Annotated in this window: 16 protein-coding genes and 2 pseudogenes; 10 read left to right on the plus strand and 8 right to left on the minus strand. The window is 65.1% G+C overall.

Annotated elements, in window-relative coordinates; translation table 11 throughout:
- Positions 1 to 16: 16 nt before the first annotated feature.
- Positions 17 to 1,441: an FAD-binding oxidoreductase gene (locus M0765_RS08885; protein WP_258503188.1), complete on the minus strand. Its 1,425-nt coding sequence runs from the start codon at positions 1,439 to 1,441 to the stop codon at positions 17 to 19.
- Positions 1,442 to 1,525: 84 nt separating this feature from the next.
- Between M0765_RS08885 and M0765_RS08890 the strand changes: the two genes are divergently transcribed.
- The 4 genes from M0765_RS08890 (at position 1,526) to M0765_RS08905 (ending at position 3,898) form a co-directional block, all read left to right on the plus strand.
- Positions 1,526 to 2,026, plus strand: a complete 501-nt coding sequence (locus M0765_RS08890; RefSeq protein WP_258503189.1) for a DinB family protein — start codon at positions 1,526 to 1,528, stop codon at positions 2,024 to 2,026.
- A gap of 23 nt (positions 2,027 to 2,049) precedes the next feature.
- On the plus strand, positions 2,050 to 2,643 hold the full coding sequence (locus M0765_RS08895; RefSeq protein WP_258503190.1) for a cob(I)yrinic acid a,c-diamide adenosyltransferase: 594 nt from the start codon (positions 2,050 to 2,052) through the stop codon (positions 2,641 to 2,643).
- Entirely contained in the window at positions 2,640 to 2,999 is a 360-nt protein-coding gene (locus M0765_RS08900; protein WP_258503191.1) for a hypothetical protein, read from the plus strand. Before M0765_RS08895 ends, M0765_RS08900 begins: the two co-directional genes overlap by 4 nt.
- A 377-nt stretch (positions 3,000 to 3,376) precedes the next feature.
- Entirely contained in the window at positions 3,377 to 3,898 is a 522-nt protein-coding gene (locus tag M0765_RS08905) for a class IV adenylate cyclase (protein WP_258503192.1), read from the plus strand.
- A 9-nt stretch (positions 3,899 to 3,907) separates the two neighbouring features.
- Here the strand turns inward: M0765_RS08905 and M0765_RS08910 are convergent, their stop codons facing one another.
- Together M0765_RS08910 and M0765_RS08915 are read right to left on the minus strand one after the other, a co-directional pair.
- Positions 3,908 to 4,546 carry a GDSL-type esterase/lipase family protein gene (locus tag M0765_RS08910; protein WP_258503193.1) on the minus strand — a complete coding sequence of 213 codons (639 nt, stop codon included), beginning with the start codon at positions 4,544 to 4,546 and terminating at the stop codon, positions 3,908 to 3,910.
- 56 nt (positions 4,547 to 4,602) lie between these two features.
- Complete coding sequence (locus M0765_RS08915) at positions 4,603 to 4,785, minus strand: hypothetical protein (protein ID WP_126746597.1); 183 nt, start codon at positions 4,783 to 4,785, stop codon at positions 4,603 to 4,605.
- A 221-nt stretch (positions 4,786 to 5,006) separates the two neighbouring features.
- Between M0765_RS08915 and M0765_RS08920 the strand changes: the two genes are divergently transcribed.
- Positions 5,007 to 5,483, plus strand: coding sequence for an RcnB family protein (locus M0765_RS08920; protein ID WP_258503195.1), 477 nt, complete (start codon positions 5,007 to 5,009; stop codon positions 5,481 to 5,483).
- A 103-nt stretch (positions 5,484 to 5,586) separates the two neighbouring features.
- Here M0765_RS08920 and M0765_RS08925 read toward each other — a convergent pair whose 3' ends face one another.
- Both M0765_RS08925 and M0765_RS08930 read right to left on the minus strand, forming a co-directional pair.
- On the minus strand, positions 5,587 to 5,847 hold the full coding sequence (locus tag M0765_RS08925; RefSeq protein WP_126746599.1) for a hypothetical protein: 261 nt from the start codon (positions 5,845 to 5,847) through the stop codon (positions 5,587 to 5,589).
- Between the two features lie 114 nt (positions 5,848 to 5,961).
- A complete protein-coding gene (locus M0765_RS08930; protein ID WP_258503196.1) occupies positions 5,962 to 6,906 on the minus strand; it encodes a CysB family HTH-type transcriptional regulator in 945 nt (314 codons plus the stop codon).
- A gap of 205 nt (positions 6,907 to 7,111) precedes the next feature.
- Between M0765_RS08930 and M0765_RS08935 the strand changes: the two genes are divergently transcribed.
- Complete coding sequence (locus M0765_RS08935) at positions 7,112 to 7,714, plus strand: TetR/AcrR family transcriptional regulator (RefSeq protein WP_258503197.1); 603 nt, start codon at positions 7,112 to 7,114, stop codon at positions 7,712 to 7,714.
- 207 nt (positions 7,715 to 7,921) lie between these two features.
- A pseudogene (locus M0765_RS08940) lies at positions 7,922 to 8,842 on the plus strand (alpha/beta hydrolase); the annotation flags it as partial.
- 57 nt (positions 8,843 to 8,899) lie between these two features.
- Here the strand turns inward: M0765_RS08940 and minE are convergent.
- The 3 genes from minE to minC are packed head-to-tail and all read right to left on the minus strand — an operon-like array spanning position 8,900 to position 10,830.
- A complete protein-coding gene (gene minE, locus M0765_RS08945; protein ID WP_126746603.1) occupies positions 8,900 to 9,178 on the minus strand; it encodes a cell division topological specificity factor MinE in 279 nt (92 codons plus the stop codon).
- Positions 9,179 to 9,181: 3 nt separating this feature from the next.
- Positions 9,182 to 9,997: a septum site-determining protein MinD gene (gene minD / locus M0765_RS08950; RefSeq protein ID WP_258503200.1), complete on the minus strand. Its 816-nt coding sequence runs from the start codon at positions 9,995 to 9,997 to the stop codon at positions 9,182 to 9,184.
- Between the two features lie 56 nt (positions 9,998 to 10,053).
- A complete protein-coding gene (minC, locus tag M0765_RS08955) occupies positions 10,054 to 10,830 on the minus strand; it encodes a septum site-determining protein MinC (protein ID WP_258503201.1) in 777 nt (258 codons plus the stop codon).
- 372 nt (positions 10,831 to 11,202) lie between these two features.
- On the opposite strand from minC, the pseudogene M0765_RS08960 reads away from it, so the two are divergent.
- The 3 genes and pseudogenes from M0765_RS08960 to M0765_RS08970 all read left to right on the plus strand — a co-directional run.
- Positions 11,203 to 11,307, plus strand: a pseudogene (locus M0765_RS08960) (hypothetical protein); the annotation flags it as partial.
- Positions 11,308 to 11,429: 122 nt separating this feature from the next.
- Entirely contained in the window at positions 11,430 to 12,008 is a 579-nt protein-coding gene (locus M0765_RS08965) for a DUF3304 domain-containing protein (protein ID WP_258503202.1), read from the plus strand.
- Positions 11,998 to 13,923: a T6SS phospholipase effector Tle1-like catalytic domain-containing protein gene (locus M0765_RS08970; protein ID WP_258503203.1), complete on the plus strand. Its 1,926-nt coding sequence runs from the start codon at positions 11,998 to 12,000 to the stop codon at positions 13,921 to 13,923. The genes M0765_RS08965 and M0765_RS08970 overlap by 11 nt, the downstream gene beginning before the upstream one ends.
- The last annotated feature ends 6 nt before the right edge of the window (positions 13,924 to 13,929 follow it).

Consider the following 13,929-nt stretch of genomic DNA (forward strand, 5'->3'; position numbering starts at 1 on the left):
CGGGTCCTAAAACAGATCAGAGCGCGAAGATCTTTCCGGGATTCATGATGTTCTTGGGATCGAGCGCGCGCTTGATCGTGCGCATCATGTCGATGGCGCCCACGCCCGCTTCGGTCACCAGGAAGTCCATCTTGTGCAGCCCCACGCCGTGCTCGCCGGTGCAGGTGCCTTCGAGCGCCAGCGCGCGGCTCACCAGGTCGTGGTTGAGCTTCTCGGCCTTCACGCGCTCTTCGGGAATGTTCGGGTCGAGCAGGTAGCCGAAATGGAAATTGCCGTCGCCCACGTGGCCCACGAGGAAATAGGGGATGCCGCTGGCATCGGCCTCGGCCACCGAGTCGAGCAGGCAGTCGGCCAGGCGCGAAATGGGCACGCAGGTGTCGGTGGAGATCACGCGGCAGCCGGGGCGCGATTGCACCGCTGCAAAGTAGCTGTTGTGCCGCGCAGTCCACAGGCGGGTGCGCTCTTCCGGCGTGCTGGCCCATTCGAAGGCATTGCCGCCGTGGCCGCTGGCCAGCTCCTGCACGGTCTCGGCCTGTTCCTTCACGCCGGCCGGCGAGCCGTGGAATTCCATCAGCAGCATCGGCTCTTCGCGCAGGTTGAGCTTGGCGTAGGCGTTCACCATGCGCACCGTGTTCACATCGATGAGTTCCACGCGCGCGATCGGCACGCCGAGTTGAATGGTTTCGATGGTGGTGCGCACCGCGGCTTCAATGCTCGGGAACGAGCAGATCGCAGCGGACACGGCCTCGGGCAGCGGGTAGATGCGCAGCGTGACCTCGGTGACCACGCCCAGCGTGCCTTCGCTGCCCACCATGAGGCGCGTGAGGTCGTAGCCGGCGGACGATTTCTTCGCGCGCGTGCCGGTGCGGATGACGTCGCCACTGGCGGTGACCACCTCGAGCGCCAGCACGTTCTCGCGCATGGTGCCGTAGCGGACTGCATTGGTACCGCTCGCACGCGTGGCCGTCATGCCGCCGATGGAAGCATCCGCACCCGGATCGATGGGAAAGAACAGGCCCGTGCTCTTGATCTCTTCGTTGAGCTGCTTGCGCGTAACGCCCGGCTGCACCGTGACCGTGAGGTCGTCGGCGTTGACCGACAGCACCTTGTTCATGCGCGACACGTCGATGCTGATGCCGCCCTGCACCGCCAGCAGGTGGCCTTCGAGCGATGAGCCCACGCCGAAGGGGATGACCGGCACGCTGTGCTCGCTCGCGAGCTTTACGGCATCGGCCACGTCCTGCGTGCTTTCGGCAAACACCACGGCCGAAGGGGGCGGGGCGTCGAACGACGACTCGTCGCGGCCATGCTGCGTGCGCACCGCCATGGCCGTGGAACAGTTGGCGCCGAAGCGGGCCTTCAGCCCATCGATGAGGGCGGCGGGCACGTCGCGCAGATGAAGCTCCGGCAGCAGGTGCGAGGTTTGGGTCGGGGCGTTCATCGGGTGTCTCCTGAATGATGGGGGTGCGAGGCTCTGTTCGGTCATTTTACGGAGCGAGCACCATAATGCGCTTCGGAAAAAGCCATGAACCCTACGACGCTCGCTGCCCTTGCGGCATTTCCCACACTGCTCGAAGCCCATTACGCGATCATTCCGGAGGCACACCGCCACTGGGCCCCGCGGTCATGGGACGGCGTGCCCAGCGAGGCCTTCACGGCCATCGAGCAGCTGTGCCATGTGCGGGACATCGAGATCGAGGGCTACCACGAGCGCTTTCGCCGCACGCTGGAAGAAGACAACCCCACGCTGGCATCGATCGACAGCGAACCGCTGGCCATCGAACGCGCCTACGGCAAGGCCGATGCGGCACAGGTGCTGGCGGAGTTCCGCATTGCACGCGCGAAAACCATGGAAATCATCTCGCAGCTGAGCGACGCGCAACTCGCACGCCCAGCCGTGTTCGAGGGCTACGGACCGCTCACCATGCGCAGCCTCATTCATTACCTTTGCAGCCACGACCAGCAGCATCTTGCAGGCCTGCAGTGGCTGCTCGGCAAGATCGACGCATCCAGGGTCGGGCCGTAGAAAACACAAGAACAGGAGCGCCCATGGGCAACCGACTTTCGCAAATTGCCACCCGCACCGGCGACGACGGCACCACAGGCTTGGGCGACAACACCCGCGTGCCCAAGGACCACTTGCGCGTGCATGCCATGGGCGACGTGGACGAACTCAACTCGCAGATCGGCCTGCTGCTCTGCGAGCCCATGCCAGAGCCCGTGCGCGAGCTGCTGGTCGACGTGCAGCATCAGCTCTTCAACCTGGGCGGCGAGCTTTCGATGCCGGGCTACACGCTGCTGAAGGCCGACGCGCTGCTGCAGCTGGACAACGCATTGGCCGAGCACAACGCCGCCTTGCCGCGCCTGGCTGAATTCATCCTGCCCGCGGGCACGCGCGCGGCCTCGCTCGCGCATGTGTGCCGCACGGTGGCACGTCGGGCCGAGCGCGCGGTGGTGGCACTCGGTGCCACGGCCGAACTCAACGACGCATTGCGCCAGTATCTCAACCGGCTCAGCGACCTGCTCTTTGTGCTTGCACGTGTGCTCAACCGCATGAACGGCGGCGACGACGTGTACTGGAAGAGCGAGCGCATGGCGCGCGCAGCGGCCGCCGATGCCAAAGACGAAGGAAGCCCATCATGAAGACGAAGACAACTGCCCACGCCTTTTCCGTTGCAGCAGCAGCGGTGCTGCTGTTGTCCGTGCCCGCCGTGCATGCGCAGAGCGCGGACAACCCGCCCAAGGCAGAGCGTGCCCACACGCTCAATCCGCCGCCGCGCGACAGCAAGGTCGTCAACAGCGTGCAGCGCGGCACCAATGCCGCGGGCCGAGGCATCGATCGCGCGGAAGACGCAACGCGGCGTGGTGTCAACAACGTATCGGAAAAAGCGAGCCGGCCTGTGCGCCGAGTGGGCGAGTCCTTCGGGCGCAAGCTGGCGCCGGGTTCCAGTGGGCGCGCTGCGCCGCCGCCTGTGGGGCCGCAAGGGAATGCGCCCTGATTGACGCCCGTTTCGTCTTGAGGGTGTGCGGCGCGCTTCGTTCATGGTGCGCACCCGCCGACGGGGTACCTTTCTCCGCGAATGTCCCCCGGCCTGCGGCCTCCTCCTTTATTTCGCTGCGCAAGGCACCCCGCCAGCGGGTGCGATGTACAGAGCGGTGGTTGATCAGCGGTGCACCAGCAGCGTGCCCCAGTGCACAGGGCATCGGGTGCTCCACGCAGCGAAATAAAGGAGGAGGGGCGCAGCCCCGGGGGACATTCGCGGAGGGGGAGTACCCGGTGGCCTTTGCACAAGCCCTGAACAGCAGCGCCAAGAACAATGACGCCCTGAACAAAGCCCCCCATAAGCCCCATAACGCACAAAGCGATCAACCACAGATGGCAAGAAACATAGAGATCAAGGCCCGCATCGACAGTGTGGAACGCGTTGCCCAATTGGCAGCCCAACTCGCCGATTCAGGCCCCGTCGAAATCGCACAGGACGACACCTTCTTCCGCTGCGAGAACAGCGCAGACCGTCTCAAGCTGCGCACCTTCGCGCCCGATCGCGCCGAGTTGATCTTCTATCGCCGTGCGAACAGCAGCGGCCCGAAGGAATCGTTCTATTTGATCTCGCCCACCACCACGCCCGACACGCTGCGCGAATCGCTCACGCTTGCCTGGGGCCAGGCCGGCCGTGTGCGCAAGCAGCGCCGGCTCTTCATCGTGGGCCGCACGCGCGTGCACCTCGACCGTGTGGAAGGGCTCGGCGAATTCCTCGAGCTTGAAGTGGTCCTGAAAGAAGGCGAACCCGCCGAGGCTGGCGTGGCCGAGGCCCATGCGCTCATGGCGCAACTCGGCATCGCGTCCGACCAACTGGTGCAGGGCGCCTACGTCGATCTGCTGCAGCAGGCCGCCTGAGCGCTGTCGTCAGCGCCAGCCTGCGGCCTTGAGCTGGTCCGCGAGCTGCTCCGCGACTTTGGCGTAGCCCTGCGCGTTGGCATGAATGCGATCGGAGCGCAGCGACGTGTCCGACAGCACGCTCGAATACACATTGGCAACCAGCAGCGCCTGCCCCGACTTTGCAACTTCCTCGTAGAACGGTGCATCGCTCAGCGAGCCTACAGCCGCGCGCATCGCATCGGGCGCCGGCGTGGCAAGCAGCGCGACATAAGGCGTGTGCGCGCGTGCCTGGCTCACAAGCGACGCGAGGTTCTCGCGCGTGGCCGAGGGCGACACGCCGCGCAGCATGTCGTTGCCCCCGATGCCGATCAGGATCGCGTCATAGCTTTCCGCGGCCAGCAGCGCCGGCAAACGCTCCAGCGCTCCTGCCGACGTGTCGCCGTTGATGCCCGCATTCTCGATCTGCCAGCCGGTGAGCTCACCCAGTTTCACGGGCCAAGCCGCGCCGGGCGGTGCGCCGTAGCCGAAGGTCAGGCTGTCGCCCAAGGCGAGCACGCGGGCATCCGATTTCAACGCGGCGGTGGAAGGCTTGCGCTTGCCGCAAGCGGCCAGGAGGGCGGCTGCGGGCGCGCCGGCCAGCAGGTGGAGGAGGTGTCGTCGCTTCATGCTGCGCGCGAGCTTAAACGCAGTCGAGGAGGAACCGCGAACATGCGCCGCCCCGTTCAATCGGGACGTTTGAAGAACCGGTACAGGCCGGCAACCACCATCACGGCGCCCAGGAACGCGACGGCCGTCTGGCCGCCCTCGTAGCCGCCCACGCCAGCGGGCGGGCCCGTCATGAACCACCGCAGGAGCATGCCTCCACCCCAGATTACGCCGATGGCACCGATGATCTTGTCGCGCATATGTGATTGATGGCGCCTCCAGCGCCTGATGATCTGTATTTGCATTGTCCCCAAAGCCCTCACGCTCGGCGCAAATCACCTATGCGCAACCGGGATTGAAGGACAACGCGCCGCCCGGATACCAGCGCTTACGCGATTTCACCTGACGGCGACCTGATGTGCTCCGGGCAGACACAAGCGCCACTGACAATGGACTCGTCATCAACACGAAGGAGTTCCAGATGATCATCAAGTCAAAGAGCATGGCCGTCGCTGCTGCGGCGCTCGCGATGTGCATGGCCGCGGGAAGCGCCTTCGCGCAAGACCGTGGCCACGATCGCGGTCATGACCGCGGCGACGACCGAGGCAATGGCCGCTATGAACAACAGCATCGCCAGTTCGATCGGCACGACAACCGGCGCGGCGACCGCAGTGACCGCAGTGACCGCAGTGACCGCGGCGATCGCTACAGCCGTGAGGACTATCGTGCGGGCCGCCACTTCGACCGCCGCGGTTATCCGCAACCGCATACCGAATGGCGCCGCGGTGGACGCGTGCCCCACGAGTACCGTGGCCGCAACTACGTGGTGAACGACTACCGTGCCTATCAACTGCAGGCGCCGCCCCGCGGCTACCAGTGGGTGGGTGTGGGCGGTGACTATGTGCTCGCGGCCATTGCCACCGGATTGATCGCGCAGATCATCGTGGGCAACCAGTAAGCGCCAAGCGCTCAAGCCTTCGCCATGCGCGGGCTTGAATGAAGAGAAGACCGTCGCAGGAACCTCCTGCGGCGGTCTTTTCGTTTTGCGAGGAGCGAAGCTCTCAGGCCGTGACGGTGGGCAGCGACTGGGCGCACACATTGCGCCCGGTAATGGTGAGCCGCAGGCCGCCGCCATGCCATTCGAGCCAGTTAAGACTCACATACGCTTCGATGTCGCTGTCGTCGATGCGGTCGGCTTGGCGGCTTTGCAGCAGCTCCACGGTGGCGGGCAACGCCCGTCTCAGCCGCTCGCGCCGTTCGGCGGCGTCGGCCGCCTTGAGGGCGGCCTTGGTTTGCTGTTGCTGCTGCGGGGTCGATGCCATTGCTGATCCGTTCCGGGAAGCCAAGGAATTAACCCGAATGTACGCTCCCTGTGTGAAGCCTCATGCTTCTTTTTTAAACCTGTTGCTCGGAGCGTCGAATACGTTGCATCCGCGCTAGATTTCGTAGTGCGACCCCTTCGCTTCGCCGCCCAGAGCCTTTTCGACGACGGCTCGCGTCAACGTGGGTGCGAACGATTCGATGAACGCGTAGACGTACTTGCGCAGGTAGTTGCCGCGCCGCACGGCAAGCTTGGTCAGGTTGATGCCGAAGAGCCGGCCCGCATCGAGTGCGCGCAGCTGCGTGTCGCGCTCGGCCTCGTAGGCCACGCCGGCTACGATGCCCACGCCCATGCCCAATTGCACGTAGGTCTTGATCACGTCGGCGTCCATGGCCGACAGCACGATGTTGGGCGCGAGCCCGCGCTGCGCAAAGGCCTCGTCGATGCGCGAGCGGCCGGTAAAGCCCGTGTCGTAGGTAATGAGCGGAAAGCGCGCCAGCGCCTCCAGCGTCAATGGCGCGTCGAGCAGCGCATGGCCCGGCGGCACCACCACCGAGTGCGTCCAGCGGTAGCAGGGCAGGGCCACCAGCTGGGGGTAATCGCCGAGTGCTTCCGTTGCAATGCCCACGTCGGCTTCGCCGTCGATCAGCATCTGCGCAATCTGCTTGGGCGAGCCCTGGTGCAGGTGCAGTTTCACGTTGGGAAACTGCGCGCGAAATTCCTGCACCGCCACCGGCATGGCATAGCGCGCCTGCGAGTGCGTGGCCGCCACCGAGAGCAGGCCACTCTGCTGCGCCACGAACTCCTGTCCTGCATGCCGCAGGTTGCTGCTCTCCATCAGCATGCGTTCGATGATCGGCAGCACATGGCCGCCGGGTTCCGTGAGCCCGGTAAGCCGCTTGCCTGCGCGCACGAACAACTCGATCCCCAGTTCTTCCTCCAGCTCGCGGATCTGCCGGCTCACGCCCGGCTGGGAGGTGTGCAGCGTGTTGGCAACCTCGGTCAGGTTGAAGCCGCAACGAACGGCCTCGCGTACCGAGCGCAGTTGTTGGAAGTTCATCTGGCGCGAAGGGATCCGAGAGAGGACGAGAGAGGGAAACGGTGACAGGCCCGCAGCGGGCCGCCCGGCGATTCTCGGCAGAAGCGCTTATGCGGGGAACGATGCGTTTGTTGGTTTCACATGAGCAAATCATCTTTGCTGGCCCACTCTCATCGATGCCGCGGCTCAACTTGTAATTTCGCACGTATGTGCTAAAGTCGCTTCCATGGACGCCAAGACCCAGAAAAGCGAACTCACCCGCACCGCCATCATCGGTGCGGCGATGGACGTTGCGTTGACCGAGGGGTTGGAAGCCATCACGCTCCAGGCCGTGGCCAGCCGCCTGGCGCTTTCCAAGAGCGGCGTGTTCTCCCGCGTGGGTTCGCGCGAGGCGCTGCAGAAGGCGGTCATCGAAGAGTACGGCCGCCGCTTCCTTGCCGACGTGTTCGTGCCCGCCATGCAAAAGCCCAAGGGCCTTGCACGGCTCAACGACATCGTCGACCGCTGGATTGCCCGCACCCGCGACATCGAAGCCGAAACCGGCTGCATCTACACGGCGGGCGCGTTCGAGTACGACGACCGCGAAGGCGAGCTGCGCAACCTGCTGTTCAGCGAGGTCACGCGCTGGCGTGCCGCGCTGCGCCGCACGGTGCTGCAGGCGGTGGAAACCGGCGAGCTCCGGGCCGACACCGATGCCGCGCAGGTGGTCAGCGAGATCAACGGCCTGATCATCGGCCTTCTGCATGACGCGCGCTTTCTGCGCGATCCACAAGCCGCCGACCGCGCCATGCGCACCTGGCAGCGGCTTCTTTCCAGCTACCGCGCCTGAGCCATCGGACGGGTCGTCTTCTTCGTTTTTGTTCGGATCAATTTCGCACAACCGTGCGATAAAAAGGAGCAGCACCATGCTGATCATCGCCCTCTGCCTCGTTGTCTATGTGGGCGCCATCGGCGCCGAAACCGTCCGCGATGCGCTGCGCAGCCTGCCGCGCAGCAACGACGACTGGGTCTGGTTCTGAACGCGGGAGCCCATTGAATGACGAGCACCGGCAGCACCTCTTCGTCCGCGGCAGCGCATGCCGCGCAATCGAACTACTACCGCCCCAGCCGCCTGATGCGCGCAGTGCGCCTCGGCCTGACCACGTCGGAGCGCCTTTGGCCCGCATTGGGCGTGCGGGCGGCCCATCGCATCTTCGGCACGCCGCTGCCGCTCAAATGGCTCTACCGCGCACAGGCACCCGGCGCCGGATGGCGGCGCGAAGCCTGGAGCTTCGAGAACGCGAGCCTCGGGCTCTATCACCTCGCCACGCAGGATTCAGGCGCGGAATCTGCTCCCGTCGTGCTGCTGGTGCACGGCTGGGGCGGGCACGCGGGGCAGATGCTGACGCTGGCGGAGGCCGTTGCCAGTGCGGGCCTGCGGCCGGTGCTGCTCGAGCTGCCGGCCCATGGCCGGAGCGCCGGCATGATGAGCAACGCGCCGCAGTTCGCGCGTGCCATCTCGTACGTGGTGGCAAGGCTCGTGGCAGATGGCCATGCCCTTCGCGCCGTGGTCGCGCATTCGATGGGCGCCAACGCGCTCGGGGTGGCCGCCGCGCAGGGCCTGCGCGCCGAGCGGCTGGTGCTGCTCGCACCCCCGGCTTCGGCGCGCGAATTCACGCGCTACTTCACGCACACCTTCGGGCTGAGCGAGAAGACGCGGCTTGCCATGCAGCGGCTGTTCGAGGCGCAGGAAGGCTTCCTGATGGCGCAGCTCGAACCGGCCGCCGTCGGGCCGCGTATCGTGCAGCCGACGCTCATCGTGCATGACCGCGACGACCGCGTGAACCGGTTCGCCGATGCGGAGGCCTACCGCGATGCAATCAAGGGGGCGCAGCTCGTGGCCACGCAGGGGCTGGGGCACCGCCGCATCCTCAAGGAGGAGGGCGTGATCCAGCAGGTGACGCGCTTCATTGCGCGGGGGACTGACCGAAAGCCGCGCAGGCCGTGCGGGTTGCACGGCCCGCCTGCCGGGCGCTCAGCGCGCCGGCGTGGGCGAGGCGTCGGGCAGTTCGATCTTGATGTCGAGCACTTCCAGGTCGTCCTGCTTTTCCAGGTGAACCTTGATGTCCTCGGCATTGATCTTCACGTACTTGGAGATCACCGCCATCAGCTCGCGCTGGAGGTCGGGCAGGTAGTCGGGGCGCTTCTTGCCGCTGAGGCTGGACCGCTCGTGCGCGAGGATGATCTGCAGCCGCTCTTTGGCGACGCTGGCCGTCTTCTTCTTTTCGCCGAGCAGGAACGAGAAAAAGGACATGGCCTACTTGCCTCCAAAGATTCGCTTGAAGAAGCCCGGCTTTTCCGCATCGACGAAGCGCATCGGGCGGTCTTCGCCCAGGAAGCGCGCGACCACGTCGCTGTAGGCCTTGGCCACGTCGGTATCCTTGTCGTGGATGGCGGGCACGCCCTGGTTGGACGCCTGCAGCACGCTTTCGGATTCGGGAATGACGCCGATCAGCTTGATGCGCAGGATGTCCTGGATGTCTTCCAGCGAGAGCATCTGGCCGCCGGCCACGCGGTTGGGGTTGTAGCGGGTGATCAGCAGGTGCTCCTTGATGGGGTCGCCGCCTTCCTTCGCCCGCTTGGTCTTGCTGCTCAGCATGCCCAGGATGCGGTCGGAGTCGCGCACCGAGGATACCTCGGGGTTGGTCACCACCAGCGCCTCGTCGGCAAAGTGCATGGCCATCATCGCGCCGGTCTCGATGCCCGCGGGCGAGTCGCACACGATGTAGTCGAAGTCCATCGCGGCCAGGTCGTTCAGCACCTTTTCCACGCCCTCTTGCGTCAGGGCTTCCTTGTCGCGCGTCTGCGAGGCAGCCAGCACGAAGAGGTTGTCGCACTGCTTGTCCTTGATGAGCGCCTGGCTCAGGTTGGCTTCGCCCTGGATCACGTTGATCAGGTCGTACACCACGCGGCGCTCGCAGCCCATGATCAGGTCGAGGTTGCGCAGGCCCACGTCGAAGTCGATCACCGCCGTCTTCTTGCCCGCGAGCGCGAGGCCCGACGCAAAGCTGGCGCTCGTCGTGGTCTTGCCGACGCCGCCCTTGCCTGAGGTCACCACCACAATTTTGGCCATGGCCATTCCTTCTTGTTTCGATTCGGTTGTTGGTTTTTCAGATTCGCCGCGGCCCGTCAGGGAATCGCGTCGATCACTAGTTTTTTGCCATCGAGGCGTATTTGCGCCGGCTTGCCGAGCACCGGGTCTGGCAGCGGCACTTCGTTGGTGCGGTAGATGCCCGCAATGGCCACCAGCTGCGCTTCCATGCAGGTCGAGAAGATGCGCGCCTCTGTGTTGCCGCGCGCGCCGGCAATCGCCTTGCCTCGCAGCGGCGCATACACGTGCACGTTGCCGTCCGCGATGACTTCGGCGCCGAAGCTCACCACCGCGGTCACCACCACGTCGCCGCCGCGGGCGTAGACCTGCTGGCCCGAGCGCAACGGCTTGTCGATCACGAGCGTGCCGTTGGCCGGCACCGGCACTTCGCGCACGATCTGCGGTGCGTCGCCGGCGGGCGCTGGCGCGGCCGCCGGCGGTGCCGGGGAGCGCGGCGCGGGCGCCACCGGCATGGCCGTCAGCGAGAGGCCGGCCGCGCGGGCGGCGGCATTCTGGGCGTCGTTGCCCCCGCGCACCGCAATGGGTTGCGTCTGGTGGCGCGCCAAGAGGCCGCGCAGCGCCGCAAAGTCGAGCTCGGCGGGTTCCTCGCCGCTCTCTTCGTCGGGCTGGAGCTGCGAGAGATCGATGACCACCGGCTCCTGCTCGAAGAAATCGGGCGAGTCGGCCAGTTGCGCATCGAGTGCCTCGGCCAGCACGGTCAGGTCGGCCGTCTTGAGGATCACTGCGATCAGCGGCAGCGTGGCGCTTTTGAATTCGAAAACCGCCTTGGTGCGCGCGGCGGAGACATCGGCCATTGGAAAACGTCGGTGCGAAAAGCGTTGGAGTCTAACGGGCGCGGGCTTCGGGCCGGCGACCGGCCCGTGTTTGAATCACCTAGGAGAACATTTATTGCATGGCGTTTCACTTTGCAAGCAGTCGGTTCCCATGCTGAGGTGCCGGCGGGGAGCCGAGCATCGCACGGGGGCGAAAGAACTTTTTCCAGCTTTCGTGCAAATTTCGCACTCCCTCCCTGTGTGGATGACCATTGTTTGCAATGTCGTTGACGGCGTGCGGCAACACTGCTGCAGATGCCTGATCGCATACTGCAATCCACAGCCCGGCGGTCCCCGAGTTCCGGGGTTGCCACGCCCTCGAACCTGTTTGGAGCGACGGACATCAGCGAAGCGATGAAGAGCCGCCTCGTGCGCCGCGCTCTTAGCGAGACCGTCCCCATCGAACCCTACGAGGCCGACAAGATGGGGAGCCTCCAGGTGTTCTTCCTGCCGGATGACCAGATCAAGGTCTGGGTGTATCTGGCCGGCCCGCAAAACCCCGGGCATCCCTCCCATATGGGGCTACCCCGAGCCGCCTGCTTCCGCCGCGTCTTCACCCGCTTCACCCAAGGAATCCACCCATGGCCGCTAGTCCACCTTTGTCGTCATGGCGTTGCCTCGCGCTTCTCTTCCTTGTTTCTGCCCTTCTGCTGGCGGGCTGCAAGCCTGAGGCGCCGAAGAAGGAGGAGCCCGTCACGGTGGGCATCACCGGGTATGTGTTCACCGACGAAGGCATTCAGGAGTACTTCGTCAATGACATGTATGGCTCTAACCTGCCGCCCTTTGGCGGCGGAGGAAAAACATCATGTTGCGTGAACCTGCCGGCCAAGTGGTCGCCGGACTTGCGAGTGAAAGTGGATTGGATTACCGGACATTGGACCGTTCCGCTCGACAAGATCCAGGCGATGGACATCACCGAAGCGATGAAGTGCTGTCTCGCGCGCCGGGCTCTTAGCAAGACCGTCTCCATCGAACCCTACGAGACCGACAAGATGGGAAGCCTCCAAGTGTTCTTCCTGCCGGATGACCAGATCAAGGTATGGGTCAGCAAGTACGACCTCGGTCACGAGCGCCATCCATCCGGCATGTCCTACCCCGAGCCACCTGCTTCCGCCGCGTCTTCACCCGCTTCAAACAAGGAATCCCCCCATGGCCGTTAATCACATGCCCGAGGCGCTGCCCGGCGAGCGCGAGCTTTCCATCCGCGAAGTGATGCAGAAGATCTCGGCAAGCAGTTGTGTCGAATCCCGCACGCCCAACTGCGACTTCCAGGTGCACATCGGCATATTCTTCGACGGCACCAACAACAACCGCCAGCGCGACCAGCTGGATGTGAGCGACCCCGATGCACGCAGCCACAGCAATATCGTGGTGCTCTATGACACCTACAAGGACAAGCCCAAGGAAGGTTTCTTTTCGTTCTACGTTCCCGGCGTCGGCACGCGCTTCCCCGAAATCGGCGAGATGAACGAAACCCCGGACGGCAAAGCCAAGGCCACCGGCGGCGATGCGCGCATCAATTGGGCACTGCTCGAAATGCTCAATGCCATGCATCGGACGATGTTCAATGAACGCCTGGTTTCGCCAGAAGAACTCAAGTCCCTCGTGCATGCCAAGCCGCTGCACTACGGCCCCAATCCCGGCTCCAACATCGAAGGCAAGCGCGCCTACTTCTGCGGCGAAGGCATTGGCTCCGATGGCGGGGTGCTCGGCAAGCTGGAGCGCGCACTGAAGCGCCGCCCGCCCAAGCGCCTGAGCCTGGTCAGCGTGAGCGTGTTCGGCTTCTCGCGCGGTGCGGCGCAGGCGCGTGCCTTCTGCCATTTCGTCCACCACATCATGCTCAAGCACGACGGCAGCGGTTACGCGTTGGCGGGGGTGCCGTTTCGCCTGCAGTTCCTGGGGCTGTTCGATTCGGTGGCCTCCGTGGGCCTGGCCGATTCGTCCCCCACGCACCGCGGCTTGGGCGGCTGGGCCAACGGCACGCTGGACATTGCGCCTTCGGTGGAGCGCTGCGTGCACCTGTGCGCGGCGCATGAGATTCGGCTGAACTTTCCGCTTTCCACCGCGCGCAGCGGCAGCAAGTACCCTTCCAACTGCGTCGAGAAGGCGTATCCGGGCGCGCATTCGGATGTGGGCGGGGGTTATGAGCCGGGCAGCCAGGGCAAAGCCAGGGGCTCGCGCAGCCGGCTGCTCTCGCAAATGCCGTTGCTGGACATGTACCACGAGGCGCAATTGAGTGCGGTGCCGCTGCTGTCGGTGACGCAGTTGAACAGCATGGGAGCGGCAGGCGCCGCCGTGGTCAACGACCTGAAGGCGGATCCAGAAGCCATGAAGTTCTTCAACGCCTACCGCAACTGGTCGGCCGGCGTGGCGGCTTCCACCATCGAGCAAACCCTGCAGGGCCACATGAAGCTGTACTGGCTCTGGCGGCTGCGTTACATCGGCCGCACCGATGCGCTGGAAAGCCACCGCCACGCCAGCTCGCAAGACCAGCAGGACGTGCGGGAGAGCGACGGCGACTTCATGACCGACATGGCCAAGGCGCTTGAAAAGCAGCGTGCCAAGCAAGTGCATCCAGACCAGGAACCGTCGTTCTCGCCGGCCGAGCGCGACTTCGCGGCCGTCAACGACACCTACTTGAAGAGCGGCTCATCCATTGTTCCGCCGCTGGTGGACAAGTTCTTCGACCTGATGCTGCACGATTCGCACGCTTCGTTCTACATGGTCGGGCCTGTGACCGCATATGACCGGGGCGAGAAGATCAAGCAGATCCAGGCCCGCTTGCGCGCTGCGCAGGAGCGGTTGCAGCGGATGCGCGCCGACCCCCGGCAGGCGGAAAGAATGCGAGGCGTGGATTCCGACGCCATGCTCTCGCTCAACGACCTGGAGCGGCGCGTCCTGGATTACCAGTTGCGCCACCCCGGGGAGTTCCCGCTGCTGACGGACGCCGACCGTGCGCAGCTGCTGGCCATGGAAGACACCACCACCAGCGGCGCCGTGCGCGTGGTCACGCGCAAGACGCGGCGCGAGCTTGGCGGGCACGTGCGCTACCGGCGGGTGTTCGACAGGAGCTAGCCGCCT

Source organism: Variovorax sp. S12S4 (genome assembly GCF_023195515.1).
Lineage (GTDB): Bacteria > Pseudomonadota > Gammaproteobacteria > Burkholderiales > Burkholderiaceae_C > Variovorax.

Bases quoted from the DNA above. Each gene is read 5' to 3' on its own strand.
- M0765_RS08885 (WP_258503188.1), bottom strand. From the start codon at position 1,441: ATGAACGCCCCGACCCAAACCTCGCACCTGCTGCCGGAGCTTCATCTG.
- M0765_RS08890 (WP_258503189.1), top strand. From the start codon at position 1,526: ATGAACCCTACGACGCTCGCTGCCCTTGCGGCATTTCCCACACTGCTC.
- M0765_RS08895 (WP_258503190.1), top strand. From the start codon at position 2,050: ATGGGCAACCGACTTTCGCAAATTGCCACCCGCACCGGCGACGACGGC.
- M0765_RS08900 (WP_258503191.1), top strand. From the start codon at position 2,640: ATGAAGACGAAGACAACTGCCCACGCCTTTTCCGTTGCAGCAGCAGCG.
- M0765_RS08905 (WP_258503192.1), top strand. From the start codon at position 3,377: ATGGCAAGAAACATAGAGATCAAGGCCCGCATCGACAGTGTGGAACGC.
- M0765_RS08910 (WP_258503193.1), bottom strand. From the start codon at position 4,546: ATGAAGCGACGACACCTCCTCCACCTGCTGGCCGGCGCGCCCGCAGCC.
- M0765_RS08915 (WP_126746597.1), bottom strand. From the start codon at position 4,785: ATGCGCGACAAGATCATCGGTGCCATCGGCGTAATCTGGGGTGGAGGC.
- M0765_RS08920 (WP_258503195.1), top strand. From the start codon at position 5,007: ATGATCATCAAGTCAAAGAGCATGGCCGTCGCTGCTGCGGCGCTCGCG.
- M0765_RS08925 (WP_126746599.1), bottom strand. From the start codon at position 5,847: ATGGCATCGACCCCGCAGCAGCAACAGCAAACCAAGGCCGCCCTCAAG.
- M0765_RS08930 (WP_258503196.1), bottom strand. From the start codon at position 6,906: ATGAACTTCCAACAACTGCGCTCGGTACGCGAGGCCGTTCGTTGCGGC.
- M0765_RS08935 (WP_258503197.1), top strand. From the start codon at position 7,112: ATGGACGCCAAGACCCAGAAAAGCGAACTCACCCGCACCGCCATCATC.
- minE (WP_126746603.1), bottom strand. From the start codon at position 9,178: ATGTCCTTTTTCTCGTTCCTGCTCGGCGAAAAGAAGAAGACGGCCAGC.
- minD (WP_258503200.1), bottom strand. From the start codon at position 9,997: ATGGCCAAAATTGTGGTGGTGACCTCAGGCAAGGGCGGCGTCGGCAAG.
- minC (WP_258503201.1), bottom strand. From the start codon at position 10,830: ATGGCCGATGTCTCCGCCGCGCGCACCAAGGCGGTTTTCGAATTCAAA.
- M0765_RS08965 (WP_258503202.1), top strand. From the start codon at position 11,430: ATGGCCGCTAGTCCACCTTTGTCGTCATGGCGTTGCCTCGCGCTTCTC.
- M0765_RS08970 (WP_258503203.1), top strand. From the start codon at position 11,998: ATGGCCGTTAATCACATGCCCGAGGCGCTGCCCGGCGAGCGCGAGCTT.